The organism is Peptoniphilus rachelemmaiella (assembly GCF_943169845.1).
Lineage (GTDB): Bacteria > Bacillota > Clostridia > Tissierellales > Peptoniphilaceae > Aedoeadaptatus > Aedoeadaptatus rachelemmaiella.
The window spans coordinates 62,215-86,735 of record NZ_CALPBW010000005.1 but is presented as its reverse complement, the minus strand read 5'-3'; the positions used below and the strand labels follow the sequence as shown (position 1 = coordinate 86,735).

Below are 24,521 nucleotides of genomic sequence, written 5' to 3'. Positions count from 1 at the left end.
GATCGGTGACAGTAAAAAATATAGGTGGTGCCCCATGGAAAATACATTTAAAGAATTCTTGCAAGGAAAAGGCTATAAGTTTACCAGACAGCGTCAAGTCGTAATGGAGGTTTTTGCTGAAAGAGAAGGCGAACACATGACGACGGAAGAAGTGTTTCAATACGCGGGAAAGAAAATGCCGGAAATCGGTATCGCCACGGTTTACCGTGCTGTGAGCTTGTTGGAATCCCTCGGTTTTTTAACCGCACTCACCTTTGAAGACGGCACGACCCGCTACGAACGCCGCATTGAAGATGAAAAGCATAAACATCACCACTTGGTTTGTAATATCTGCCACGAAATTACGGAAGTGAATGTAGACTTACTGGACGATTTAGAAGAAGAAATAGAAAAAACCGTGCATTTTCATATTACCGACCATAATTTAAAATTTTACGGTATCTGTGATAAGTGCAGTCGGAAACAAGAAGGAGAAGCCAATGAAGAATAAACAGAAACTTCGCATCATACCCCTGGGCGGGTTGCGCGAAGTTGGAAAGAACATGACTGTCATCGAATTTAAAGACGAGCTCATCGTCGTCGATTGCGGCATGACCTTTCCTGAAGATGACATGCCGGGCATCGACATCGTCATCCCGGACATTCAGTATTTAATTAAGAATAAACATAAAATCAAAGGGATCGTCATTACCCACGGCCACGAAGACCATATCGGAGCCGTGCCCTATGTATTAAAACAGATTAATGTACCGGTGTACGGAACCAAGCTGACTTTGGCGCTTTTGGAAAACAAACTGAAGGAACATCGCCTCCTGCGCTCGACGAAAATGGTAAACGTCAGCTACAAGCAGCCGGTAAAAATCGGCAAGTTTTTCGAAGTGGAATGGGTACAGGTCAATCACTCCATTCCCGATGCGGCGGCCTTGGCCATTACCACGCCGCTGGGCGTGTTGGTTCATTCCGGGGACTTTAAAGTGGACTTTACGCCCATCTCCGGCGATCCCATCGACTTAAATCGCCTGGCGGAAATCGGCAATCGCGGCGTTCTGGCCTTGTTTAGCGAATCCACCAATGTGCTCAGGGAAGGCTTTTCCATGAGCGAGCGAAAAGTCGGTGCCACCTTCGACCGCCTTTTCGCCCTGATGCGCAACAACCGCATCATTATTGCCACCTTCGCCTCCAATGTGTATCGGATCCAACAGATCATTACGGCGGCGGAGCGCTACAATCGCAAGGTGGTCTTAAGCGGCCGAAGCATGTTAAATGTCATGGGCATTGCGGAAAATCTGGGCTATTTAAAAGTGAAGCCCAATACCATTGTGGATATTAAGGACATGAATAAATACAATCCCCGCCAACTGGTGTTGATCACCACGGGGAGCCAGGGCGAACCCATGAGCGCAATGACCCGAATTTCCACCGGCGAGCACAAGCGCATTCAGCTTACCAAAGACGATGTGATTATTCTTTCCGCCCATCCGATTCCCGGAAACGAAAATGCGGTGAACACGGTCATCAACCGTCTTTTGGACAAAGGGGTCCGCGTTATTTACGAATCCCTGTCGGAAATTCACGTCTCCGGCCACGCTTATCAAGAAGAGCATAAATTGCTCATCAATCTTTTGAAGCCGAAGTTCTTTATCCCGGTACACGGGGAAGTGAAGCACTTGTTAAAACACGCGGAAGTGGCGCAAAAGATGGGCATTCCCAAAAACAATATCTTCATGATGGACAACGGCAATTGCCTGGAGATGACCAAGACCGAAGCCCGTCGCGTGAAAGATGTGGAAGCGGGGCAAGTGTTAATCGACGGTTTGGGCATCGGCGATGTGGGCAATGTCGTGCTTCGGGACAGAAAGCATCTCTCTGAAGACGGCTTAATCATTGCCATTATTGCCATGAACAAAAAAACCGGTCAAATGGTTTCGGGCCCGGACATTATTTCCAGAGGCTTCGTCTACGTTCGCGAATCCACAGATCTAATGAACGACGTACGGGACATGGTGACGAAATCAGTGGAAAATTGCAAGACGCAAAACATCAAGGACTGGTCTTCGATTAAATCGCAAATTCGCGACGATTTAAGAAACTTCATTTTTAAGAAGACGAGAAGAAACCCCATGATTCTGCCCATTATTATGGATGTTTAATAGCCGGTTTAACCGGCTTTTTTCTCATGCACGTAACAGAACCATTTATCGAAGCCTATTTGGCGGAGCTACTTCCGCCGCAGACCGGGTATCTAAAGGAATTACGCGCCTTTGCCGAAGCCGAGGGCGTGCCCATTGTGGATGTGCAGGTGGAAAATTTTTTGAATTTCTTCCTGCCCCTTCTGGGTGCAAAAAAGATACTAGAGCTTGGGACGGCAGTGGGCTATTCCGCCTCCATGATGGCGAAGGCATTGCCCGAGGCGGAAATCACCACGGTGGAGCTGGATCCGGACCGGGCCATTAACGCCCGTACCCATTTTCAAAATCAACAGTTGGAAAACAGGGTCCGCTTAATCGTCGGCGATGCCGAGGAATTTATTCAAACGGATGAAGGCAGCTACGATTTTATATTTATCGATGCGGCGAAAGGGCAGTATGAGATCTACCTGAAAGAAAGTTTGCGCCTCCTTTCAGAAGGCGGCGTCATCCTCATGGACAATGTCCTCTTTCACGGTATGCTCGCGTCGAAAAAATTATTTAAGCGCCGAAAAATCACCATCGTGAAGCGGCTGAAACGCCTCTTGCGTCGCGTTTTAAATGCACACGATTTATCGGCTACGGTGTTGCCCATCGGCGACGGATTGTTGTTATTAAGGAGATTGGATGGATAAGATAGAACTATTGGCACCGGCCGGGGATTTGGAGAAGTTAAAGACCGCCATCGACTATGGCGCCGATGCGGTTTACCTGGGGGGAGAAGCCTTCGGCCTGAGAAAGGCGTCGAAAAATTTTTCCATTGAAAAAATCAAAGAAGGCGTCGCCTATGCCCACGCCCGGGGCAGGAAAGTGCACGTCACCTTAAACATTATTCCTCACGACAAGGACTTCGACGGCTTGGACGAGTACCTTCACGCTTTGGAAGAAGCGAAGGTGGATGCGGTAATCGTCGCCGATCCCGGCATCTTTATGCGGGTGAAGAAGGCGTCGAAGCTTCCCGTTCACATGAGCACCCAAGGGAGTTTGACCAATAGCGAGACCGTGCGTTTTTGGCGGGATTTAGGCGCCGAACGTGTGGTGCTCGCCAGAGAGCTCACCTTGGATGAGATTCGCGCCATTGAAAAGGATGTGGACGGGGTGGAAATCGAGACCTTCGTCCACGGCGCCATGTGCATGAGTTACAGCGGCCGCTGCCTCATGAGCAATTACATGACGGGAAGAGATGCCAATCAGGGCGACTGCGCCCAGCCGTGCCGCTACAAGTACCGTCTCGTGGAAGAAAATCGCCCGGGGGAATACTTCCCCATTGAATCTACGGAGGAAGGCAGCTTTATCTTAAACTCCAAGGATCTTTGCATGATCGAACACATCGATGAATTAATCGAAGCTGGCATTCGATCCTTAAAGATCGAAGGGCGGGTGAAAAGCGCCTACTACTTGGCCACGGTAATACGGGCCTATCGCATGGCCATCGACGCCTATTACGCAGATCCGAAAAATTATCGCTACGACCCCCGTTGGCTGGAAGAGATAAAAAAAGTGTCCCATCGAGATTTCACCACGGGCTTTTACTACGGGGAAGCCAAGGGGCCTGAAGGAATCAGCGATTTCGTGACCTACATCAAAGATTACGATTTTGTCGGCGTCGTCTTAGACTACGACCCCGAGACGAAACGGGCCACCATCGAGCAGCGTAACCGAATTTTTGTCGGCGACGAGGTGGAGGTTTTCGGGCCGGGGAAAGACTATTTCACCTGGACCATCGAGGACATGGTTGATGAGGCGGGCACGCCTCTGGAGGTAGCCAACAAGGCGCGGCAGGTATTTACGGCAGCCATTCCCCACCCGGTGGAAGCGAAGGATATGATTCGAAAGAAGGTAGAGGATTGAAACCCATCTTAATCGGCATTTGCGGCGGATCGGGAAGCGGCAAGAGTACCGTCACTGAACAATTGTTGGAAAATACCGGCGATGCCCGTTGTACCGTGATTCGTCAGGACAATTACTACAAAGATCAAAGCCATTTATCGCCCGAAGCGCGGGTGAAGACCAATTACGATCACCCCTTTGCCTTTGACAACGAGCTGTTCATCGACCATTTAAAGGCATTAAAGGCGGGCAAAAGCGTGGAGATGCCGGAGTATGATTTCTCCGTGCACAACAGAAAAAAAGAGACGATTCGCCTGGAGCCCAAGGAGATTATTCTCATCGAAGGGATTTTGCTCTTCTCCGAACCGCGGGTCTTGGATCTTTTGGACATGAAAATTTTTGTCGATACGGACAGCGACGTGCGCATTCTCCGCCGCATCAAGCGGGACATGAAAGAACGTGCCCGCAGCTTGGATTCGGTCATCGATCAGTACATGGCCACGGTGCGCCCGGCTCATTTGCAATTTGTAGAGCCCTCGAAACGCTACGCCGACATCATCGTGCCGGAAGGGGGCCACAACAAAGTGGCGGTGGATTTGATTCAAACGAAGCTAAATCATATTTTGGCTGAAATAGAAAAAGCTTGACACATCTTGTAAAATTTGATAGACTAGTCGAGCATGAAGAAGAAGTCCGCTTCTCACCTTACGACAATGGTTTTAAGGTTTTGTTCCAATCATTTGGCGGGTCTTTGTGTGCCCGCTTTTTTTGTTGCCTATGGAGGTGTTTAGTCATTAAAGAAATTCAAATCAATGGAGAAATTCGCGCGAAAGAAGTGCGCTTAATTGATCCGAAAGGTGAACAGTTAGGTGTTGTATCCATTGAAAAAGCAAGAGCCATTGCTGACGAATTTAAATTGGATCTCGTCAATATTGCGCCGAAGGCGAAGCCGCCGGTCTGTCGCATCCTTGACTACGGAAAGTATCGTTACGATATGATGAAGAAAGAAAAGGAAGCGAAAAAGAAACAAAAGACGATTACGGTAAAAGAACTTCGTTTGACGCCGAAGATCGAGACCCACGATTTAAACACCAAGGCCAATAAAGCCAAGGATTTCTTAAAAGACGGCAACCGCTTAAAAGTCGCCGTACGTTTCCGCGGCAGAGAAATGGGTCATACCGAAATCGGTCGCGAAGTCTTGGATGAATTTACGGAACTTGTCTCGGAATACGGGGAAGTAGACAAAAAACCGAAGATGGAAGGCAGAAACATGGTCATGTTTTTCCGCTCGAAATCGGAGAATAAGTAGGAGGAATACAATGGGTAAAATGAAAACGCACAGAGGTTCCGCCAAGCGTTTCACTAGAACGGGAACCGGCAAATTAAGAAGATTCAAAGCCTACAAAGGTCACTTAACAGGCAAGAAGACAGCAAAGAGAACGCGGAATCTGCGTAAAGGTTCGTTGGTTTCCACGGCCGATGTTCGTCGCATCGACAACATGATTCCGTAATCGGGGAGGTAAGACATGGCTAGAGTAAAAAGAGGCGTCAACGCAAAGCGTCGTCATAAAAAGGTATTAAAACAAGCGAAGGGCTACTTCGGAGCGAAATCGAAATTATTCCGCGTAGCAAATCAAGCGGCAATGCGCTCCATGAGCTATTCCTTTGCCGGCAGAAAGCAAAGAAAGAGAGATTTCCGTAAACTTTGGATTACGAGAATCAACGCTGCCGCACGTTTGAATGGCATGAGCTACAGCCGCTTTATCAGTGGATTAAAAAAAGCCAATGTAGACATTAACCGCAAGGTTCTTTCCGAACTGGCTATTCACGACCCGGATGCATTTGCACAACTCGTTCAAGTAGCTAAGGGAGAATAAGTGCTACACCCCATGGGGATACTCCCTGTGGGGTGTATTTTATTTTAGGAGTAGAGCGTGAAATTACGGAATCGTCTTCAGAAAAAAATTTCCCATAACCCGTCTTTTGTCTTGGCCATTTCCTTTTTGGTTTTAATTTCAATCGGCACATTGCTTTTAATGCTCCCGCAAGCCTCGGCGGATCACACATCGGCGGGATTTGTCGATGCCTTGTTCACCGCCACCTCGGCTTCTTGCGTCACCGGACTCATCGTGCGCAACACCGCCGCCGGCTGGACGATCTTTGGGAAATGCATTATCCTCGGATTAATTCAAATCGGCGGTTTAGGCACCATGACCATGCTGATGTGGATTTCAATTTTTACCGGTCAGCGCATTTCATTAACGGGGCGGCTGTTTATAAGAGAGCAGCTCAATGCCGACAGCTTAACGGGTTTGGTGCGTTTGTTAATATTTGCCACCCTCTTGACCTTGGCCATCGAAGGAGTGGGGGCGTTGGTGCTCTCTTTTCATCTTGTGCCACTTTACGGCATGAAAAAAGGCATCGCTTTTTCGGTTTTTCACTCGGTGAGCGCCTTTTGTAACGCCGGTTTCGACCTGTTCGGTGATTCCCTCGTGCCCTATCAAGGGGATTTCTTGATCACCCTCACCATCGCCGCTTTGATTATTTTAGGGGGATTGGGCTTTGTCGTGTACGCGGATCTTTGGCGCTACCGAAGGCGCCGCCGCTTGAGTCCTCATACGAAATTGGTCATCGTCACTACGATCGCCTTATTAATTGCCGGGACGATGATGGTCTCGGTATTCGAGTGGAACAATCCCCTCACCTTGGCATCCATGCCCTTACACGAAAAGCTCTTGGCTTCATTTTTTCAGTCCACGACATTTCGTACGGCGGGATTTAATTCCTTAGACATGGGCGCCACCACCGACCCCACCGCCTTCGGCAGTTGCCTCTTAATGTTTATCGGCGGTTCCCCGGGCTCCACGGCCGGCGGATTAAAGACCACCACCTTCGCCGTCGTCTTGGCGGCCACGTGGGCCAGTCTTCGCGGCAGCGACGATACGGAAATGTTTCATCGCCGCGTGGGAAAAGACATTGTACGAAAGGCCTACTCCCTCTTCGTCATCGGGGTGGCTTTGGTCTTTACCGTCGCCTCCGCCGTCGTCATGTTTGAGGCGGGAAATGTAAAGTTGTTGGACGCTTTATTCGAAACTTTTTCCGCCTTCGGCACCGTCGGCGTCACCCGTGGCATTACCATGATGCTGAAGAATTCGTCTAAATTAATTCTCGCTTTTACCATGTATTTGGGACGAATCGGCCCGACCACCTTTGCCATGGGGCTGTTTCACAAAGAACACAAGCGCAAATTCCGCTATGCGGAAGGAAAATTTATCGTGGGATAGGAGAGAGGTATGGTTAAAAGTTTTATTATCTTTGGCCTCGGTCGATTAGGTTCCACCGTGGCAAAGACCTTATATCATATGCACAACGACGTTTTGGCGGTGGACATGAATCCCGAGCGGGTGAAGTACGTGTCGGAGGATGTGACCACGGCCATTCAGGCCGATTTAATGGATGAAGATGTCTTCGACGATTTGGGCCTGAGCAATTTCGATTGCGCCGTCATCGCCATCGGCAGCAGCTTGGATTCCGCCATTATGGCCACCATCGCCTGTGTGGAAGCGGGGGTTCCTTTAATCGTCGCCAAGGCGCCGACGAAGCGTTACGGCCATATTTTAAAACGCTTGGGGGCCCACACGATAATCTATCCGGAAATCGACATGGGTATACGTCTCGCCAAACAACTGACGGACAACGGCATTACCGATTACTTTGAACTTTCCGACGACTACGGCATCATTGAATACGAAGTGTCGGAGAAATGGATAGGAAAGAGCATTCGCGATCTCCAACTCCGCCGAGACTTTCACGTCAATGTCATCGCCATTCGTCGGAGCAAAGACCTGATCGTCCGTCGTGTCGCAGAAGAAGAATTGCAGCGCAATGACATCATTATTTTCTTCGGTAGCGACGACGACTTAAAGCAGCTTCAACACGAGTAACGCGATGAAGACCATTGATTCAAAAGACAATCGCCGCCTAAAGTCGTGGAAAAAGTTGAAGGACAAAAAGTACCGCAATGCATCCAATGCCCTCTTAGTGGAAGGCGCCGTGGTCATTGAAGAGGTACTGGCTGAAGGTTTTGTTAAGGAGCTTATCGTGGATAAAGACAAGCTCAATGAGCACCGTGATCTTATCGAGGGCGCAGCGGTGGAAACCACCGTGCTGGATCACCGCTTGTTTAAGGAGCTGGCATCCACGGAGAGCAACCAGGGCATCATCGCCCTTTGCCGTAGTTTTTTAGTGGAGGCGAAAAGCTTGCCGAAAGCGGGCCGCTTCCTCTATACAGACGGCATCCAAGATCCGGGAAATTTAGGCGGCATGATTCGATCCGCCGAAGCCTTCCGCTTCGACGGCGTGCTTATCGGGCCCGGAACAGTGGATCCCACCAACGACAAGTGCATTCGCGCCTCCATGGCCTCGGCATTTCGCTTGCCCGTGGCCTATGTGTCAGACGAAGAGCTATTGGTCTATAAGGAGCATTGCCGCTTTGTGGCCCTGGATATTCGCGGCGAGGGCATGACCATTGACGGGGAAAACAAAGACATCGTCTTGCTCGTGGGCAACGAGGCCCATGGTTTGCGGGAAGACATATTGAATGAAGTGGATCTGCGCTTGCGGATTCCCATGAAAGAAACCATCGATTCATTAAACGCCAACGTGGCCGCATCCATCGCCATGTTTGTAATAGAAGGAGGAGGACAATGACACAGATCGTACAACCGTCCACATTGCCGGGCTTTATGGAACTTCTGCCCAAAGACCAATTGGTCTTTAATCGAATGAAGGACATCATTCGAAAAAATTACGAAGAAAAGGGATTTTTGCCCATCGACACGCCGGTTTTGGAAAAAGAGGAAGTCCTCTTAGCCAAAGGCGGCGGCGAAACGGAAAAGCAAGTCTACGCCTTTAAAAAAGGCTCCACAGACATCGCCATGCGCTTCGACCTTACCGTGCCCCTGGCGCGCTATGTGGCCCAACACTACAGCGATTTAAGCTTCCCCTTCCGCCGCTACCACATCGGCAAAGTTTATCGCGGCGAGCGGGCACAAAAGGGCCGCTTCCGTGAATTTTACCAATGTGATATCGACATTATCGGAAACGGCTCCCTGTCTTTGTTCAACGACGGCGAAATCCCCTCGATTATCGCAAAGACCTTCCAAGACTTGGGCTTTGAGGCATTCACCATCCACATGAACAACCGCCGAATTTTAAACGGCTTTTACCGAGCCCTGGGCGTCAGCGACTCCCAAGAAGTGCTTCGCATCGTGGACAAGGTGGATAAAATCGGCGTGGAATCGGTGAAAGAAGAGCTTTCAAAAATCGGCTTGACCGACGATGCCGTTGAAAAAATCGCCGAATTCATCAATATTTCCGGCACCACCGACGAAGTGTTTGCAGCCCTCGACGCCATGGCCATCGACGACGAGGAATTTAAAACCGGCGTCAGCGAATTAAAAGAAGTCTTTTCCATCGCACGCACATTAGGCGTATCGGATAAGCACATGATTCCCGACATGAAAATCGCTCGCGGCCTGGATTACTACACAGGCACCGTCTACGAAACCATTTTAGACGACTACCCTGCCATCGGCTCTGTCTGCAGCGGCGGCCGTTACGACAATTTGGCGGGCCACTACACCAAGCAAAAACTGCCCGGCGTCGGCATTTCCATTGGCCTGTCTCGCCTCTATTACCAATTAAACGAAGCGGGGCTCTTAAAAAGCTACGATGATGCAGCTTCAGCCTGCTTGATTATTCCCTTCGACGAGACGAAAGAAGAAGGCCTGCGCTTGTTAAAGACCTTGAGAGATGAAGGCATTCGCTGCATCTTCTACGGCGAATCGGGAAAAATCGGCAAGAAATTTAAATACGCCGATCACCTGAATGTGGCCTACGCCATCGTCCTCGGTCAGGCGGAAGTAGAAAGCAACATGCCCAAGCTCCGCAACATGAAAACAGGGGAAGAAGTGGCAATGAGCCCGGAAGAAATAATCAAATTTTTAAAGCGTGAGGTATAATGCAGAAACACAGTTGCAAAAGCAACAGGGATCTGCTATACTTCTTACCATGAATGAAGGGACGAGTACACAAAGCCTTAGCGAAAGAGGATGGTGAAAGCTCTTAATTTTGTGGAAAACCAACCCGGACGTCTGCCTTAATCGGCAGCGCTTAACAGGCGTTACATGTTTTGAGAAGTAATGAAGGTGGAACCACGGTACCGATCGTCCTTTTGGGGCGGTCGGTTTTTTTAATTGAGGTGAATGATGTTTAAAGTAAGTTATCCGGACGGAAGTTCAAGAGAATATGATTCGAAGAAATCGGTCAAGGAATTAATCGCCGATATTTCCCAAGGCTTGGAACGAGCCAGCGTCGGCTGTGTTTACAACGGCGTAATTTTAGGAAAACACGATTTTATCGACGAAGACGGCGCCATTAAAGTCGTTAAATTCGAAGACGAAGAAGGCAAACAAATCTTCTGGCACTCCACGGCCCACTTAATGGCCTGTGCCATCAAGCGGTTGTGGCCCAACACGAAATTTGCCATCGGCCCTTCCATTGAAAATGGCTTCTACTACGACATTGACTTAGATGAACAATTGAGCACCGACGATTTGGAAAAAATCGAAAAGGAAATGAAGGCCATCGTAAAAGAAGGCCCGGTCTTTGAACGAAAAGTCCTTTCCAAAGCCGAAGCGGAAGAACTCTTCAAAGATGAACCCTACAAAATCGAGCTCATCGAAGATCTGCCTGCCGATGAAGAAATTGCCATTTATACTTTAGGCGATTATGTGGATTTGTGCCGTGGACCCCATTTGGAAAATGTAAAAGACATTAAGGCCGTGAAGCTCACGTCCATTGCCGGCGCTTACTGGCGTGGCGACGAAAAGAACAAGATGCTGCAGAGAATCTACGGCATTTCCTTCCCGAAACAAAAAGAATTAGACGAATACATGGAACGCTTAGAAGAAGCCAAGCGCCGCGACCACAGAAAGATCGGCCGCGAACTGGATCTGTTCAGCTTCCGCGAAGAAGGCCCCGGCTTCCCCTTCTTCCATCCCAAGGGAATGTTGGTTCGAAACGAATTGGAACGCTTCTGGCGCGACCTGCAAATTGAAAGAGGCTACGGCGAAATTAAGACGCCCATGATCTTAAACGAAGACTTGTGGCACCGCTCCGGTCACTGGGATCACTACCGCGACAACATGTACTTCACCAAAATCGACGGCGAAGACTACGCCATTAAGCCCATGAACTGCCCGGGATCCATTTTGGTTTACGAACAATCCATGCACTCCTACAGAGACTTCCCCATTAAGCTCATGGAATTCGGCCAAGTCCACCGCCACGAACTTTCCGGCGCCCTGCACGGCCTGTTCAGAGTCCGTACCTTTACCCAAGACGATGCCCACGTCTTTATGCTTCCTTCGCAAATTCAAGAAGAAGTCATTAAGCTTATCGACTTAGCCGATGAACTTTACAATACCTTCGGATTCGACTACACCGTCGAACTCTCTACCCGTCCCGAAGACAGCATGGGTACTGACGAACAATGGGATATGGCCATTGACGCCTTGAGAAAAGCCCTGGACAGCAAGGAAATGGACTACGAAATCAATGAAGGCGATGGCGCATTCTACGGCCCGAAGATCGACTTCCACCTGCGCGATGCCATCGGTCGTACCTGGCAATGTGGAACCATTCAATTGGATTTCCAAATGCCCCAAAGCTTTGAATTAACCTATATCGACGAAAACGGTGAAAAACAACAACCGGTTATGAGTCACCGCGCCCTCATGGGCTCCATGGAACGCTTCTTCGGTATTTTGGTCGAACACTTTGCCGGTAAATTCCCTCTGTGGCTCGCACCGGTACAAGTCAAAGTGCTTCCCATCAGTGAAAAATTCGAAGATTACGCCCTGAAGGTGACCAAAGAATTTTCCGATGCAGGCATTCGCGTCGAATACGATGAACGCAATGAAAAGATCGGCAAGAAGATTCGCGACGCACAAATGGAACGAGTCAACTACATGGTCATCGTCGGTGAAAAAGAAGCGGAAAGCGGAAAGATCTCTGTTCGCGACCGCGACGGCAATGAACGCAGCGATGTAGAATTCGCCGATTTCCTCAGCGAATTGAAAGAAGAAATCGAAAGCAAGAAAATTGACTAAAATCTTTGCCTTCGGCGACTCCTATGTGGCGGGCTACGGCGTCGATTTCGATCAATGCTGGGTCAGTCGGCTGGCGGAGATACTGGATAAGCCCATTGCCAACTTAGGCATGAACGGCGCCTGGATCACAGAGCTTTCTCAAATGCCTCCCGTGCTCAAAGAAGGCGATGTGCTGTTGGTTTTAGGCGGCGCTAACGATCTCCTCGGAGAAGGAACCGTCCCGCAGGTCATAGGGGCTTACGAAAAACTCGAGGCCTACGCCCGCGGGCGAAACGCCAAAGCGGTGATTATCCTGCCTCCGACCCCTGAAATCGTAGACGACGATCTCTTTGTGGGAATGAACATGATCGTGTCACTCCAAGAGAAGATGAAAGAGCTGAATCAAAAGGCCCAAGGCCTTCACTTGGATTCGGTTATTCCGAAGGATCCGGCCCTTTACATCGACGGCATTCATCTCATGCCCGAGGGCCACGAAATGATCGCCCGCGCCGTATATGATTACGGAAAAGCCAATGCTGTTTTTTAAAAGGAGAGCTTGCACCTTGTGCAGGCTCTTTTTATTGTTTTTCACGGAAATTCCATCGACAGGCACGAGGCCCTTTGATACAATAATCGGAAGAGGTGATGGTGTGAATTTTGACTTTTTTTCTTCTCGCAAAGGGGACATTCCCGAGCGAAACAGCGAGATGAAGCCATACATTAAAAATGTAATCAATCGAATAAAAGAAGGAAACTTTTCTAAAAAAGAACAGGCGGCTTTAGCGGCGGTGCTGATTTTAGCGGCATCGGGTACCGGCTACGGCGCCTTTGTTCACGCGCCCATGGCGCAACAGGAAGCCCTTAAAGCGGCGCTCAATGCCATGCCTTCTGTTGCCCACGCCCAAGAAGGCGACGGCGCGGCCTTTGCCAATAAAAAAACCACATTAAAAGAAACGGATGTGGAACAGGCCGTGGCAAACGACGTGGCCTCGGATCCCAATGTTGAGATCACCAGCGAAGAAGTGGTGCCCGACGGCGAAAATGCCGGGCTCATGAACTTGGTGGTCGAACACAGCGGATCCACCGATGCCTTGAGTCAGTATTTGGAAACCCTGCAAGGCGTCTCCTATAAATTAAACATCGATTCCATTAGCTACAATAAAGACCCATCCAATGTGGAAACGACGACCATTCGCCTGTCCATTCCCTACGATATTGTGGACAATTCCTTGGCATCGAAGACATTCAATACCCCGGCACCGGAAGCAACCGCCCCTGCGGCACCGGACACGACGGCTACACCGGGAAGCGGCAGCACCTTTACGCCGCCGCCGAGCACATCGAGCTCGAGCCACAGCACATCGTCGAGTACATCCACCTGGCGACCCGTCTATCCCTCCACATCGAGAACCACCACGACGCCATCTGCGACGAGGCCCGCAACGTCGACGCCGGCACCGAATCCCGTGCCTCAACCGAAGCCCGCGGCGCAGGCAAAACCGCAAGTGAAGCCTCAATCGGATACGCCGCCGAAGACGAAAGATACCGTCAACTTGGCACCGGCTGTTACCCGGTATTCCGTCTTCGATTGTCTCTTGTCGGCCACCACGGATGACGGCCTGCCCGTCGTGCTGGAACCGCAAACGGGAAAAGACGTAGACAAGCTCTATCAAGCCTTGCAAATGAAATTTGATACGCCGAAACGAGAAGGCGCCGAGCCCATTGCCCGCGTCATCGCCATGGATACAGGAGGATTCTACCTGCCGAAAAACGGCTATGAATTCAGCATCGATGTGGCGGCCGGTGCAAAGACAGAAGGCAATTTCAGCCTGATCCTGGCCGATCTCGAAGGCAACAGCAAGGAAGTGTTGCCCCTTCGAAAAGAAGATATGGGCGACGGATTCTTCCGAATTTTCTTCCCCTTAAACGGCATGGACGGCACGATTCGCGCCACGCAAATCCGCTACAGCTTTGTCGATCCGGGGTCGGTGAATGAATCGATGGCCATTCGAAACGTTCAAATACTCTCCCATGAAAACTAAATGTAAAGCCATGACCCTTGTGGAGCTGATTTGCGTCATCGCCATTGTGGCGGTCCTCATCACCATCGGGGTCATGGGCATGAAAGGCGTTCGGCGATTTAAAGCTGAACGCCAAATTCATACCATGGCAGGGGAATTGAGCGATCTGAGAAAGCGCGCCATGATGACGCGCAAACACACGCGCATGAACTTCCGGGGCGACAGTTACGTGGTGATCTGCGACGAAAAGGAAAAAGTCGTCTCTTATGAAAAAGACCTGGAATTCGTTGATATGAATACATCGGAAAAGCACAACGATTTCGCCTTCAGTCCCTCGGGCAGGCCTTCCAACAGCGGAACCGCCACATTTCGCGTTGGCAAGAACACCTTTCATCTCATCGTAGCCCCGGTGAGCGGACGCATACGAATGGAGAGAGCCAATGAAGAAAACTAGCTTTACCTTATTAGAAGTCATGGTGGCCGCGGCCATTATCGGCCTGATTACTATGATGCTCAGTGCCTTTTTAGGGGGAAGCTTCAAACAATTAAACGAACAGGACACGAAACGAGACAGGCTGAATCGCAGTGTCAATACCATGGAATCCTACATGGCCTATGCCGATAAAGCTGAAGAGGGAATCCGCGTGCGCATTACAGACTACGACAAAGCCACGGAGAGAGTGGAGGTGCTTGATGAAACGACGGGGCAGAGCCTTTTGGTATCCCTCCGACCGAAAAAAAGCCTTTACACTCCTTGAGCTCTTGCTGGCATTGGCCATCGGCGCGGTCCTTATCGCCCTGTTGGGTCAAATCCTATTCAGCGGGCTTCGCGGCGCGGCCGGCTTCACCGAGCGTGTGAATCGCGACAACGACGTCACCTTTGCTTTAAACAGCATGGTGGATGAGCTACAGGGCGCCGATGCCGTCTACCGCATTCAAGAGAACGCCGTTCAATTTTACGTTCGAGAAAAAGGGGAAGAGGGCCATAAAGTCGTGACATACATTTTTGAGGGCGATATACTGTCGCGATACGCCTTTCATAGCCACATAAAATACGAAAAAAATCGATTGGGCCTTGCAAAGGGCATCCGCACCCTTCTATTGAAGCATGTGGATCAAATGACTTTCGAGAAAAAGGGAGACCTTTTAGAGATCCGCCTGCGTGCGGGGAAAGAAACGAAGCGAACCGTCGCCTTGCGAGGGGCCTATGAATAGGCGCCGCGGTTCCATCGCCTTAATGGCGATATTTATCTTTGCCATCATCAGCCTCCTGTCTTTGGTGATTTTTTCTCGCATCGAAGACAATCTATTGTTGATTCGCACGGAAAAAGATGAGAAACAAGCTTCTTACTACGCCGAGTCCCTGGCCTATTTAGCCAATGAGGGGGTCAACAAAGAGCTGATCGCTCGCGTCGTAGAACACGGTATCACGGAGCAATTGCCTGCAGTGTCCTTTGACGATGTGGAAGACAAAAAGCCGACGCTGTTTCCCGTCAAGGAAAAGGGAGCCTACACCGCACTAAAACTGGAAACGGCCTGCACCTACAAAGGCATTAGCGGAAAAGCGACCCTTAAATTCAACGGGGTGAACCCTCTTTTCAATCAACAAGACGGCGTGCTCAGCGTAGAAGAGATGAAAGACGCCGGCGTCTATGACAACTGGCAGTCCCTGCTTGAAGAAAATTTTAAAAAACCATCGAAAGACGGAACGCGCCTGCTCCATACCGAAGGCCCGCTCCATTTGAAACAAAAAGACGGCCGCATCCTTCAAGTCGCGCCGGACGGGACAGAAAGCCCCTTTCTCGACAACATGAGTAATCTGCGGTGGGAGATGGCAGGGGCCCTTGAAACAGAAAGCCCTCTGGAGATGGTCGGCGTCCTATGGTTAAAAAAAGGCGCCTCCGTGAAAGGCAACATCCATCTAAGCGGTGTATTCATCCGAGAGCCCGGTTCGGCAGTAGAGGGACAAATCATCGTAGACGGCCTTCTCATAGGGGAGAAGAACGGGCCGATAAAAGTAAACTTTCAGCCCCGGTCCGCGGAATTACACTTCTGTTTTTTCGACGATTTCATTAAACCCAGCGGCTACCGTTTAAAAAAGCTTTACTAAGGCGGCAGCTCACATCTTGTGGGTTATTTTTCAATTTGATATAATAAATAGGCAGTACAATTAAGGAGGAAATTATGATCTCAGCTGGTGATTTTAGAAAAGGTGTAACTTTTGTTAAAGACGGAGACGTCTACCAAGTCGTGGATTTTCAACACGTTAAACCGGGAAAAGGTGCGGCCTTCGTTCGTGCTAAAATTCGTTCGGTTTTAAACGGCGGTGCGAAGGAAACCACCTTCAACCCCTCGGAAAAGTTTGAAAGTGCCGTTATCGAAACGAAGCAAATGCAATACTTGTATTCCGACGGCGAACTTTACTACTTTATGGACACCGAATCTTACGAACAAATGCCCATCGAAAAGGAATTCGTGGAAAACGCATTAAATTTCATGCGTGAAAACGACATGGCGACGATTCAAATCTATCAAAACAAGCCTTTCAACGTCACCCCGGAAAACTTTGTCGAATTAGAAGTAACGGAAACCGAGCCCGGCGTAAAGGGCGACACCACTTCCGGCGCGACAAAACCCGCTACCGTTGAGACAGGTTTCACCCTACTTGTGCCCTTGTTTGTCGATCGGGGAGATATTATTCGCATAGACACACGTTCAGGCGAATATATGTCCAGAGTGTAGCCAAGGAGGCAACCATGAAAAACATTTTGCAACGCATCGCTTACGTTCAAGGTTTAGCAGATGGATTGGGACTGGAAGAATCGTCGAAAGAAGGCCAAATTTTACTGGAACTCGTCGACGTGGTCGCGGAATTGGCAGAAGTCGTCGATGAAAAATTCGAAGACATGGAAAGCTATGTCGATGTCGTAGAAGAAGACTTAGCTGAATTGGAAGATTATGTTTACGAAGACGACGATTTTGACGATTACGACGATTTCGATCTGGACGATTACGACTTCTTCGATACCTACCCGGAAACATCCGAGGAAGCATTCGAAGACATTGAAGTATCCGAAGACGAAGCTGAATAAAAATGAACCGCCTGCGGGCGGTTTTTTTGTATAAGATCAGAGCACAAGGGCGGTATGAAAATGGCGAATCAATTTAAACATGAATCAGACGACTACATTCCCTTGTTAGATAATGGGAAAATTTACATTAGGCCAGATTGGATGCCTTACGACGAGCTGTTTGTTGATTTTGTTAACCCTTTGAATAAGAATGACATCATGCAGAAGTTTGTAAAAATCAATTCATTAACCAAAGAAGAATTCATTAAATACCAAAAAGCAGGAAGAATTCCCGCGGATTATAAAATCGAGGAGTGGATCAAATGTTGAAATCGGCGATTTACGGCTTCGCTATCGGCGATGCCCTGGGCGTGCCCTTTGAATTCAAAAAACGGGGAACTTTTACTTGTGAAGGCATGACCGGCTACGGCTCGTGGAACCAGGCGCCGGGCACTTGGTCCGACGATACGAGCATGACCTTGGCTACATTGGATTCCATCAAAGAAAGAGGCTGCATCGACCCGGAGGATATGCGGAAGCGGTTTTGCGAGTGGCTCTACCAAAGCGCCTACACGGCCAATGGCGAGACATTCGACGTCGGCACGACGACGCGCATTGCCTTAGAGCAGGGCGGCGGACTGGACGATTACCACGCCAACGGGAACGGTTCACTGATGCGCATTTTGCCCTTGGCATTCACAGAAGCCACAGACGACGAGATCAGAGCCGTATCGGCCATCACCCACGCCCATAAACTCTCCAGGGAGGCCTGTGTCGAATACGTTCATTTGGCGCGGCAATTGATTCGCGGCGAAACACTCCGCATGGACGAAATAAAAACCAAACGAGTGGAAGATATTCAATCCACCGGCTTTGTTTTGCACACATTGGAAGCATCCATTTGGTGCTTGCTAACTACCGCATCGTATCGAGAAGCCGTGTGCACGGCGGTAAACCTCGGCGATGATACGGACACCACCGCAGCGGTGGTCGGCGGCTTGGCAGGGATCATGTACGGCTTCGACAGCATCCCGAAGCAATGGATCGATCAATTGAAGAATAAAGCACTTATCGATTCGATATTGAATAAATAAAAAAGGACGCAATACAATGATGGAGCCCAAATTTTATCCCTATTTAACCGAGAAAAGAGCGAAGACTGAGCACGGCTATAAATACATAGTCTTGAAAGAAGATACACCGAAAGACTTAAAAGATAAATACATGAAAATCGTTGCTGAGCAAGATGAAAGATTGAAAAGGGGAGAAATGATCATTATGCTTTAAAAAGGCAAAAGAGCTTTTCTGAATCCTTCGTTTTCTAAGAGAGGGCAGAAGAGGAAGCAAGGATCAAAATGTACAGTTGCAAGGAAATAAAGTAAAAAAACGTCTGGGGCGTGTGAATCCTTAGACGTTTTTTCATTGGCACTAAAAAATCTGTTTACTCGGCGGTTTTCATCTTTCTCTCTTCGCGAAGCTGCAATTTGGTTTTTTCGTGGGCTTCCTGAAGAAGACCATAGAGTGCGCTTTGAATATCCGGATGGCTTAGGATATCGGGAAGTTCTGAAAACCGACTTTCTTGAGATAAAGAATAATTAGCAAGGAATATCGTTATGGAGTCAGTTACTTCCTTATACTGCTCCTCTTGAATGATAAATTGATTTATTCCAAACTGTTCTTTTAAACAACGAGAAAGATTGGCTTCAAATTTTTGAGGTTCATTTTTAATATAGCGTGGATTCGTCCACCCAACTTTTTTAGCAAACAATATTATTTCATGGGTGGTGAAACATTTCGTAACGGCACCTTTTATTGTGGCATAAAGTGGTATGCTCAAATTTCGCAGATTTAAACGTGCTATCCAATCGGGTCTTTTTGCCATCATAGCGGCAATTAAAATGGCATCGTTGGAATAGCTATTAAAAGAGTTATTCTCGGAATGATATTTTTTAAGTTCAAAAATCATTTCTACGGCTTGCTCAATTTTTTCAGTAAATAAAAAGCGCTCCAAACCGTAATAAAAAATAAAAACGTATGAAATGTCGATGGGCTGAGATATGTCTTGAAGCCATTTTAAATAGATAAAACGCTCTACGGCAGTAAGCTTGTCGTAAGCCGGGTAATAGCCTATTTTTTGATCTTGTGTTCCCTCAACAATGGGTAAATGCACATTAATAGCAGAAGGTTCAGATTGAAAACTGATTTCGAAAGAGTAGAAGCCATTGTCGAAGGTTTGTGTTTCTCGTTCTATATTTCTATACGGGCCATTAATAAACCAGAGCAGATCAAATACATTCGGAGGGACAAGTTCACGTAAGTTTCGCACATCCATATTGTCTTTGGTGGGAGCAATTGCAGCATTGTCTGTATCGGGAACTTTGGGAGCAGAAGTCGGTAAGACATCGACTGCTTTTTTGTCGTCGATAACGGGGCTTTTCGTTTGTGTAACCGCTTCAGTTTTCGGCTTAGATAGAATATTTATTCGAGGCTTCGATTTTTGATATGCGGCGTAAGCAAGAATGCCGTAGAGAACGCCGAGGAAAATGTTCGGATGTCCACCGAATAAGGCACCCCATGAAGCAAGTCCCAGAATTATCGCGATAAATTTTAACCACCGACGTGGTGGCCGTGTCAAATATTGATCCGGAGAGTCGCCTTCGTTTTCCAATCCCTGCTTTACGGTTTCGGGTTTTGTTGCACTGTAATGAAACTTTGTTTTTTTCGGTTGCTTCGCTTTCTTCTTCTTTGGTGAGCTCACCGGTTTAATGGGTTTTAGTAAATCTACGGTCGTTTTATTGTAGACTTTGTTATAAACAGCCTTTTTTGGATTCTTTATGTAACCCATGCCTTTTTTTCCGTAACCGGGAATAAGTGCTTTTTTTACAGAGCGTTTCAACCTGCCGGTCGTTCTGGCTTTAAAGCTTTTTTTCAAGCTGGGCTTCCTTACGCCAAACTTCATAGTACTCCTCCTAAACTGCGAATTTTTCCATTCTTTCACATTTATAATTTAGTCAAGTCGCCGTGGGTGAAATAAATGGCGTTCTCTGGATTTTAAAACAAATGTACTTGTCGCTAAAAGTATATCCAAGAAGTTTTCGAATAGCAATGAGCTTGGGGAAATTGAGATTTCATAAAACAGAGATAAATGCCGTTTCTATATTTTCTTCTAAATTAATTGGGATGAAAGCAAAACCGAAAGTGTAAACGACACTCAATACCATGGGTTTGCAGCCATTACAAAAATAAAATGAACTTAAAGCCTACGGGACGATGCAAGACTTTAGGAAGTTTGCACGCATATGTCATCAAAATAAAAAGCCGTTGGTCACTATAACCAACGGCTTCTACTATCTGTACATAGACCTTATCTTTTCGCGCGTCTGTAGCCGGCTGCCTGGGCCTGAGCTTCACTTTCAAATAGAATAGTATTTCTTGGTGAGATTTTGTGGTAGCTTGCATCCTGGGGAAGGTGGTAGATACGAGAATTTCTATTTCCGCGTATATGTCCTTTTCCCTGTGGGGCACCTATTGCCTGTGCTTTGTTATTGCTTTGTACAATTGGTGAAACAGGCTTTTTTTGCACGATAGTTTCAGTTATATTTGAATTGTTCGAGGACACTTCGGGACGATAACCCGTCCCAACAATGGCCGTATAGGTTGTCTGATCCCAAGATACCGGTTTACCCATGGCTTCAGCAATGACGCGAAGGGGTAGGAAGGTACGGTCATTACGAATCATGGTCTCCGTGTCCATAGCTACTTTTGCATCCCCGGCACGATAATAGGCCTCACCGGGGAAGAAGATGTAATCCTTATCATTGATTTTAATAAGAACTTGACGCTCCTGCGCTTTCCACTGAATATCAAGCCCCAAAGCTTCAGCAACTTGGCGCAGAGGAACCAGCGTTCGGTCTTTATGAATAAAAGGTGACACATCGCCTGTAATATAACGACCTTCGACCCAAAGTCTGGCATCACGGGCATTTGCCGATTGCGGAACAAAGCCTATCAGCATGGACGCGGCCAGCAAAATAGATAGAAATTTTCTTTTCAAATCAGAGTCCTTTCCATGAGAAATTCATAAATGTTCGGATGAAAATTGCTGTTAATTTGTTATGAAAAAAACGCCTAAAGCGGATCAGACATTGAACTTGAAATGTCTAATGTAACGCGATAACCATGCGGGTTACAGATATTTTTACGCCATTCGTGCGCCAAATTATAAGATGCTATACGTATCTATCACATCAATCTTTTCATCGTCGAAGACTTCAGTGTAGATGTTTAGGGTGGTGGTCACTTTTGCATGGCCCAATAACTGAGAGACGGCTTTAATGTTGGCGCCTTGCTCAATGAGGCGCGTTGCGAAGGTGTGGCGCAGCATGTGTGGTGTCAGCTTGCGTTCGATGCCGGCTTCCTCAACCAGTCGATCAAAGTATCGCCTAAAGTTTGAGAGGGTCCTGAAGTTGAATGTCGACGAGTAGAAGACGAGGTTCAAGACGTTGTTTTCCGGGTCGTTGTTTCGTTCTCTTTCTTTTATTATAGCATAGGCATCATCTGAAAGGGGAACAGTACGAACGCTGTTGTCTGTTTTTGGGTAGGGTTGCAAGCGGGGATTTCCATGTTCTTCTACCATGATTTGGGCGACGGCGAGGGTACGGTTTTTAAAGTCGACGTTGTCCCAGGTAAGTCCCGTCGCTTCGCCGATGCGTAGGCCGGTGGTGAGCAGGAATAAAATGAGGTTGGCATATTCTTCCCGGCGGCATCGTTCGACAAGTTTGTCTTGTTCCTCTCGGGTGAGGGCGCGAACGGTGACGGTTCTTGTTTTGGAGAGTTCGGTTCCTATTGCCGGGTTTTTGTCGATAAGGCCAATGTCCACTGCTTTTTTCAAGCAAGAGGTGATTCTAGACTTGATTGCCCGGGCCAAGGCGCGGGAGTGTTTTTTATCGATTGTATTGATGTGGGTTTGTAATTGGATGGTCGTAAGATCCTTTACGCGATAATCGCCCAACGGTTCAATGAAGTGGTTGCGCAGCTGGTGTTCGTAGGTGAGGTAAGTGGTGCTGTTTATATTCGGGCGTTTGTACTCTTCGAGCCATATTTCAGCCCATTCCGCGACAGTTATATTTGATCCGTCAAAACCATTAAATGCCTTCAACTTGATATTAACTTGTTCGCGAGCTTCTTTCTTCGTTTTGCCTGTACCGCTTATACGTACACGTTCACCTTTGGCGTTTGTACCGACGCTTATGGTCAGCTGCCAATTTCCGGATGCGAGTTTTCTCCAGGTGCCTTCGCCATAGCCTCTTGCCATAATGATTCTCCTTTCTTAGACACCGCCACGTATATCACGAGTGAGGTTATCTTGGTAGTAGTTACGTTGGACAGCGGTGTGATAGTGGTGATCTTTGATAATTTGTTTCCTGCGAATGTCCATGGCCTGCTCGCTTACGGCCATGAACCCTGACAATATGCGGGTTTCATAGTCTCTGTAAGCGACCATGAAATGAAAGGGCATGAGTAGGGCCCCGGCCATATCATTGGCTTCTTGCTCTTTTTGCGCATAAGGGATGTGCTTCCGTTTGTCGAGGTGGCCCAATGCTATGTGGGACAGTTCGTGTGCAATTGTGAAGCGATTGTGGGTTACGCGGTGGTTTTCCGTGTCGATGCAGATGAGGAAGTGATTTTTGTATTGAAGAATGTAGCCACTTTCACCGCGAAGATTGCTTTTAACGATGGAGGCATTCAGTTTTTTTGCGACTTTTTTCAAGTCGGTGGGGAAGTGCAGGGGGTGTTCTGTTGAAAGTAGCAGATTGGCTGCCAGCTGCTCGATGGTTTCTTGCGTCATAAGGTCACCTTTCAAAACGTTTGTTCTTAAAGACGTGAAAAATAATAGGATAGCACCTCACCTGTTAAAACAGGGAAGAGGTGACTCTATCCTTAATATGGCTATTTGACGTTAACTAGGCTCATGTTAAATCACTGAAAAGGCATTTTCAGTTAGACGTCTGTTTCTCTACGTAACACAAAAAGGCTTCCGCACCGGAAGCCTTCATGGTCGGACAGAAACCCTGTCCAGTCACATTGTTAATATGATTGTACCATGAGACTTCGATTTGTAAACACGAAAATGGAGAGTACATTCATTCAAATTGAATATCGCGGTTTGATAATTGCCGATGCAGCTATACCCTGTTGCAGCAGGGTAGGGGCTTTTTTATTTCTAGTTAACTGCTACTGTTGTAATTTCTCTAACTGCTCGGGGAAGCCTAAGTCGTCACAGATTCTTTTGTAGGCGTTGAGATCGATGTGGCGTCTGAGTTTATTAAAACGCTTCACGATCGCATTATTTAATTGCGTAAATTCATTTGGGGTTAAAAAACATTGCATAGTGAGAAAGGCATTATAAACATCGTTTCTAGGTGCACGTTGATCAATGTTATAGGGGGCATGCAAATAACGGTTGAATCTATTGTTCTTAATGCATTTGTAGTCAATTACTTTGTTATTATGGGCAATGATGTTCCTCAATTCTACAATGTTTATTAAATAAGATTCAAGCTGATCGGCCTGGAGAATAGCGGCCTGATTTTTGCAGTTTTCTTTCAAAAAATAGCTGTGATCTTTGGATATCGTATTTCGAAGAGACATAGTCATAATTGAATAGAGTTTTGAAGTCTGGCCAAAGGTTAGATTGTTAACCAGAACCCACATAGGGACATCATGGTGTTCGCTTACATAGTGGGAAATTGAGTTATCACGATTTCTAGACTGTTTTAGAATAATATTAGATAGTTGCGAGATATTTTTAGAGGCATTCAGTTTTTGCTTGTCCTCGTAGTGGTTAATGTCAAGGTAGGGAAATGGAATATCCCTATAAAATTCGCTATAACGGTACGCAAATATTGATTTAAAGGTTTTTTCCGCATCTATAATGAATTTAAATAGTGTTGATTTTAGATTCTTATCGAAGTGGTGCACAGCAACAATATGATCAAATGTCGTGCCTTGTTGATAGAAGTCCTTTTTCTCAAAGAAGTACTTACTGTAGCAGTTAATAAGATTGTAATAGTTATTGTGCAAAATGTAATTGGCGGTTTTTTCTTCGTCTGTGATTATGAGTTCACGTTCTCTCAAAATATCAATTTGTTCGCTTAACGTTTTAAAAGGTTTCATAAAAAAAGGTCCTCCACTACTAGAATGGAGGGCCTTTTCCGCAAGCAAGTTCCCTTGGGATACTTACTGCTAATCTCTATCCTC

General features: G+C 47.6%; 28 protein-coding genes. 23 read left to right on the top strand and 5 right to left on the bottom strand.

Annotated elements, in window-relative coordinates; translation table 11 throughout:
- Positions 1-34 precede the first annotated feature (34 nt).
- The 23 genes from KO087_RS03425 (at position 35) to KO087_RS03315 (ending at position 18,355) form a co-directional block, all read left to right on the top strand.
- A complete protein-coding gene (locus KO087_RS03425) occupies positions 35-490 on the top strand; it encodes a Fur family transcriptional regulator (RefSeq protein WP_215507732.1) in 456 nt (151 codons plus the stop codon).
- Positions 480-2,150: a ribonuclease J gene (locus tag KO087_RS03420; RefSeq protein WP_215507730.1), complete on the top strand. Its 1,671-nt coding sequence runs from the start codon at positions 480-482 to the stop codon at positions 2,148-2,150. The genes KO087_RS03425 and KO087_RS03420 overlap by 11 nt, the downstream gene beginning before the upstream one ends.
- A 26-nt stretch (positions 2,151-2,176) precedes the next feature.
- Positions 2,177-2,821 carry an O-methyltransferase gene (locus KO087_RS03415; protein ID WP_215507728.1) on the top strand — a complete coding sequence of 215 codons (645 nt, stop codon included), beginning with the start codon at positions 2,177-2,179 and terminating at the stop codon, positions 2,819-2,821.
- Positions 2,814-4,037 carry a peptidase U32 family protein gene (locus KO087_RS03410; protein WP_215507725.1) on the top strand — a complete coding sequence of 408 codons (1,224 nt, stop codon included), beginning with the start codon at positions 2,814-2,816 and terminating at the stop codon, positions 4,035-4,037. Before KO087_RS03415 ends, KO087_RS03410 begins: the two co-directional genes overlap by 8 nt.
- Positions 4,034-4,663, top strand: coding sequence for a uridine kinase (gene udk, locus KO087_RS03405; RefSeq protein ID WP_215507723.1), 630 nt, complete (start codon positions 4,034-4,036; stop codon positions 4,661-4,663). Before KO087_RS03410 ends, udk begins: the two co-directional genes overlap by 4 nt.
- Before the next feature lie 104 nt (positions 4,664-4,767).
- A complete protein-coding gene (gene infC, locus KO087_RS03400; RefSeq protein ID WP_215507720.1) occupies positions 4,768-5,325 on the top strand; it encodes a translation initiation factor IF-3 in 558 nt (185 codons plus the stop codon).
- Positions 5,326-5,335: 10 nt separating this feature from the next.
- Entirely contained in the window at positions 5,336-5,527 is a 192-nt protein-coding gene (rpmI, locus tag KO087_RS03395) for a 50S ribosomal protein L35 (protein ID WP_215507718.1), read from the top strand.
- A gap of 15 nt (positions 5,528-5,542) precedes the next feature.
- Positions 5,543-5,893 (top strand): 50S ribosomal protein L20, encoded by a 351-nt coding sequence (rplT, locus tag KO087_RS03390; RefSeq protein ID WP_215507716.1) that lies wholly within the window; start codon positions 5,543-5,545, stop codon positions 5,891-5,893.
- Positions 5,894-5,950: 57 nt separating this feature from the next.
- Positions 5,951-7,300, top strand: coding sequence for a TrkH family potassium uptake protein (locus KO087_RS03385; RefSeq protein WP_251374903.1), 1,350 nt, complete (start codon positions 5,951-5,953; stop codon positions 7,298-7,300).
- 9 nt (positions 7,301-7,309) lie between these two features.
- A complete protein-coding gene (locus KO087_RS03380; RefSeq protein WP_215507714.1) occupies positions 7,310-7,960 on the top strand; it encodes a potassium channel family protein in 651 nt (216 codons plus the stop codon).
- A 4-nt stretch (positions 7,961-7,964) separates the two neighbouring features.
- Positions 7,965-8,726, top strand: a complete 762-nt coding sequence (locus KO087_RS03375) for a TrmH family RNA methyltransferase (RefSeq protein ID WP_215507712.1) — start codon at positions 7,965-7,967, stop codon at positions 8,724-8,726.
- Positions 8,723-10,039 carry a histidine--tRNA ligase gene (hisS, locus tag KO087_RS03370; RefSeq protein ID WP_215507710.1) on the top strand — a complete coding sequence of 439 codons (1,317 nt, stop codon included), beginning with the start codon at positions 8,723-8,725 and terminating at the stop codon, positions 10,037-10,039. Before KO087_RS03375 ends, hisS begins: the two co-directional genes overlap by 4 nt.
- A gap of 246 nt (positions 10,040-10,285) precedes the next feature.
- Positions 10,286-12,190: a threonine--tRNA ligase gene (thrS, locus tag KO087_RS03365; RefSeq protein WP_215507805.1), complete on the top strand. Its 1,905-nt coding sequence runs from the start codon at positions 10,286-10,288 to the stop codon at positions 12,188-12,190.
- Positions 12,183-12,716 (top strand): SGNH/GDSL hydrolase family protein, encoded by a 534-nt coding sequence (locus tag KO087_RS03360; RefSeq protein ID WP_215507708.1) that lies wholly within the window; start codon positions 12,183-12,185, stop codon positions 12,714-12,716. The genes thrS and KO087_RS03360 overlap by 8 nt, the downstream gene beginning before the upstream one ends.
- 103 nt (positions 12,717-12,819) lie before the next feature.
- The gene (locus tag KO087_RS03355; protein ID WP_215507706.1) at positions 12,820-14,211 is read left to right on the top strand and encodes a hypothetical protein; all 1,392 of its coding nucleotides are present in this window, start codon (positions 12,820-12,822) and stop codon (positions 14,209-14,211) included.
- On the top strand, positions 14,201-14,644 hold the full coding sequence (locus KO087_RS03350; protein WP_215507704.1) for a prepilin-type N-terminal cleavage/methylation domain-containing protein: 444 nt from the start codon (positions 14,201-14,203) through the stop codon (positions 14,642-14,644). Before KO087_RS03355 ends, KO087_RS03350 begins: the two co-directional genes overlap by 11 nt.
- Positions 14,631-14,948 carry a type II secretion system protein gene (locus KO087_RS03345; protein WP_215507703.1) on the top strand — a complete coding sequence of 106 codons (318 nt, stop codon included), beginning with the start codon at positions 14,631-14,633 and terminating at the stop codon, positions 14,946-14,948. Before KO087_RS03350 ends, KO087_RS03345 begins: the two co-directional genes overlap by 14 nt.
- A complete protein-coding gene (locus tag KO087_RS03340; RefSeq protein ID WP_215507702.1) occupies positions 14,884-15,405 on the top strand; it encodes a prepilin-type N-terminal cleavage/methylation domain-containing protein in 522 nt (173 codons plus the stop codon). The genes KO087_RS03345 and KO087_RS03340 overlap by 65 nt, the downstream gene beginning before the upstream one ends.
- Positions 15,398-16,300 (top strand): hypothetical protein, encoded by a 903-nt coding sequence (locus KO087_RS03335; protein ID WP_215507701.1) that lies wholly within the window; start codon positions 15,398-15,400, stop codon positions 16,298-16,300. Before KO087_RS03340 ends, KO087_RS03335 begins: the two co-directional genes overlap by 8 nt.
- Before the next feature lie 74 nt (positions 16,301-16,374).
- Entirely contained in the window at positions 16,375-16,932 is a 558-nt protein-coding gene (gene efp / locus KO087_RS03330; protein WP_215507700.1) for an elongation factor P, read from the top strand.
- A 14-nt stretch (positions 16,933-16,946) separates the two neighbouring features.
- Entirely contained in the window at positions 16,947-17,282 is a 336-nt protein-coding gene (locus KO087_RS03325; protein ID WP_215507699.1) for a CD1247 N-terminal domain-containing protein, read from the top strand.
- 60 nt (positions 17,283-17,342) lie between these two features.
- Complete coding sequence (locus tag KO087_RS03320) at positions 17,343-17,591, top strand: hypothetical protein (protein WP_215507698.1); 249 nt, start codon at positions 17,343-17,345, stop codon at positions 17,589-17,591.
- Complete coding sequence (locus tag KO087_RS03315) at positions 17,585-18,355, top strand: ADP-ribosylglycohydrolase family protein (RefSeq protein ID WP_215507697.1); 771 nt, start codon at positions 17,585-17,587, stop codon at positions 18,353-18,355. The genes KO087_RS03320 and KO087_RS03315 overlap by 7 nt, the downstream gene beginning before the upstream one ends.
- A 347-nt stretch (positions 18,356-18,702) precedes the next feature.
- On the opposite strand, the gene KO087_RS09560 is transcribed toward KO087_RS03315, so the two are convergent.
- The 5 genes from KO087_RS09560 to KO087_RS03290 form a co-directional block, all read right to left on the bottom strand.
- Positions 18,703-20,220, bottom strand: a complete 1,518-nt coding sequence (locus tag KO087_RS09560; RefSeq protein WP_215507696.1) for a TerB N-terminal domain-containing protein — start codon at positions 20,218-20,220, stop codon at positions 18,703-18,705.
- Positions 20,221-20,625: 405 nt separating this feature from the next.
- Positions 20,626-21,315, bottom strand: a complete 690-nt coding sequence (locus tag KO087_RS03305; RefSeq protein ID WP_215507695.1) for a stalk domain-containing protein — start codon at positions 21,313-21,315, stop codon at positions 20,626-20,628.
- 165 nt (positions 21,316-21,480) lie between these two features.
- Entirely contained in the window at positions 21,481-22,575 is a 1,095-nt protein-coding gene (locus tag KO087_RS03300) for a tyrosine-type recombinase/integrase (protein WP_215507692.1), read from the bottom strand.
- Between the two features lie 15 nt (positions 22,576-22,590).
- Positions 22,591-23,109: an ImmA/IrrE family metallo-endopeptidase gene (locus tag KO087_RS03295; protein WP_215507689.1), complete on the bottom strand. Its 519-nt coding sequence runs from the start codon at positions 23,107-23,109 to the stop codon at positions 22,591-22,593.
- A gap of 386 nt (positions 23,110-23,495) precedes the next feature.
- On the bottom strand, positions 23,496-24,437 hold the full coding sequence (locus KO087_RS03290) for an Abi family protein (RefSeq protein ID WP_215507687.1): 942 nt from the start codon (positions 24,435-24,437) through the stop codon (positions 23,496-23,498).
- Positions 24,438-24,521: the final 84 nt, after the last annotated feature.

Excerpts from the sequence above, each read along its gene's own strand:
- KO087_RS03300 (WP_215507692.1), bottom strand. The coding sequence starts at position 22,575 with ATGGCAAGAGGCTATGGCGAAGGCACCTGGAGAAAACTCGCATCCGGA.
- KO087_RS03295 (WP_215507689.1), bottom strand. The coding sequence starts at position 23,109 with ATGACGCAAGAAACCATCGAGCAGCTGGCAGCCAATCTGCTACTTTCA.
- KO087_RS03290 (WP_215507687.1), bottom strand. The coding sequence starts at position 24,437 with ATGAAACCTTTTAAAACGTTAAGCGAACAAATTGATATTTTGAGAGAA.
- KO087_RS03320 (WP_215507698.1), top strand. The coding sequence starts at position 17,343 with ATGGCGAATCAATTTAAACATGAATCAGACGACTACATTCCCTTGTTA.
- KO087_RS03425 (WP_215507732.1), top strand. The coding sequence starts at position 35 with ATGGAAAATACATTTAAAGAATTCTTGCAAGGAAAAGGCTATAAGTTT.
- KO087_RS03375 (WP_215507712.1), top strand. The coding sequence starts at position 7,965 with ATGAAGACCATTGATTCAAAAGACAATCGCCGCCTAAAGTCGTGGAAA.
- KO087_RS03325 (WP_215507699.1), top strand. The coding sequence starts at position 16,947 with ATGAAAAACATTTTGCAACGCATCGCTTACGTTCAAGGTTTAGCAGAT.
- efp (WP_215507700.1), top strand. The coding sequence starts at position 16,375 with ATGATCTCAGCTGGTGATTTTAGAAAAGGTGTAACTTTTGTTAAAGAC.
- thrS (WP_215507805.1), top strand. The coding sequence starts at position 10,286 with ATGTTTAAAGTAAGTTATCCGGACGGAAGTTCAAGAGAATATGATTCG.
- rpmI (WP_215507718.1), top strand. The coding sequence starts at position 5,336 with ATGGGTAAAATGAAAACGCACAGAGGTTCCGCCAAGCGTTTCACTAGA.
- KO087_RS03350 (WP_215507704.1), top strand. The coding sequence starts at position 14,201 with ATGAAAACTAAATGTAAAGCCATGACCCTTGTGGAGCTGATTTGCGTC.
- KO087_RS03345 (WP_215507703.1), top strand. The coding sequence starts at position 14,631 with ATGAAGAAAACTAGCTTTACCTTATTAGAAGTCATGGTGGCCGCGGCC.
- rplT (WP_215507716.1), top strand. The coding sequence starts at position 5,543 with ATGGCTAGAGTAAAAAGAGGCGTCAACGCAAAGCGTCGTCATAAAAAG.
- KO087_RS03410 (WP_215507725.1), top strand. The coding sequence starts at position 2,814 with ATGGATAAGATAGAACTATTGGCACCGGCCGGGGATTTGGAGAAGTTA.
- KO087_RS09560 (WP_215507696.1), bottom strand. The coding sequence starts at position 20,220 with ATGAAGTTTGGCGTAAGGAAGCCCAGCTTGAAAAAAAGCTTTAAAGCC.
- KO087_RS03415 (WP_215507728.1), top strand. The coding sequence starts at position 2,177 with ATGCACGTAACAGAACCATTTATCGAAGCCTATTTGGCGGAGCTACTT.
- KO087_RS03315 (WP_215507697.1), top strand. The coding sequence starts at position 17,585 with ATGTTGAAATCGGCGATTTACGGCTTCGCTATCGGCGATGCCCTGGGC.
- KO087_RS03420 (WP_215507730.1), top strand. The coding sequence starts at position 480 with ATGAAGAATAAACAGAAACTTCGCATCATACCCCTGGGCGGGTTGCGC.
- KO087_RS03380 (WP_215507714.1), top strand. The coding sequence starts at position 7,310 with ATGGTTAAAAGTTTTATTATCTTTGGCCTCGGTCGATTAGGTTCCACC.
- KO087_RS03335 (WP_215507701.1), top strand. The coding sequence starts at position 15,398 with ATGAATAGGCGCCGCGGTTCCATCGCCTTAATGGCGATATTTATCTTT.
- KO087_RS03340 (WP_215507702.1), top strand. The coding sequence starts at position 14,884 with ATGAAACGACGGGGCAGAGCCTTTTGGTATCCCTCCGACCGAAAAAAA.
- hisS (WP_215507710.1), top strand. The coding sequence starts at position 8,723 with ATGACACAGATCGTACAACCGTCCACATTGCCGGGCTTTATGGAACTT.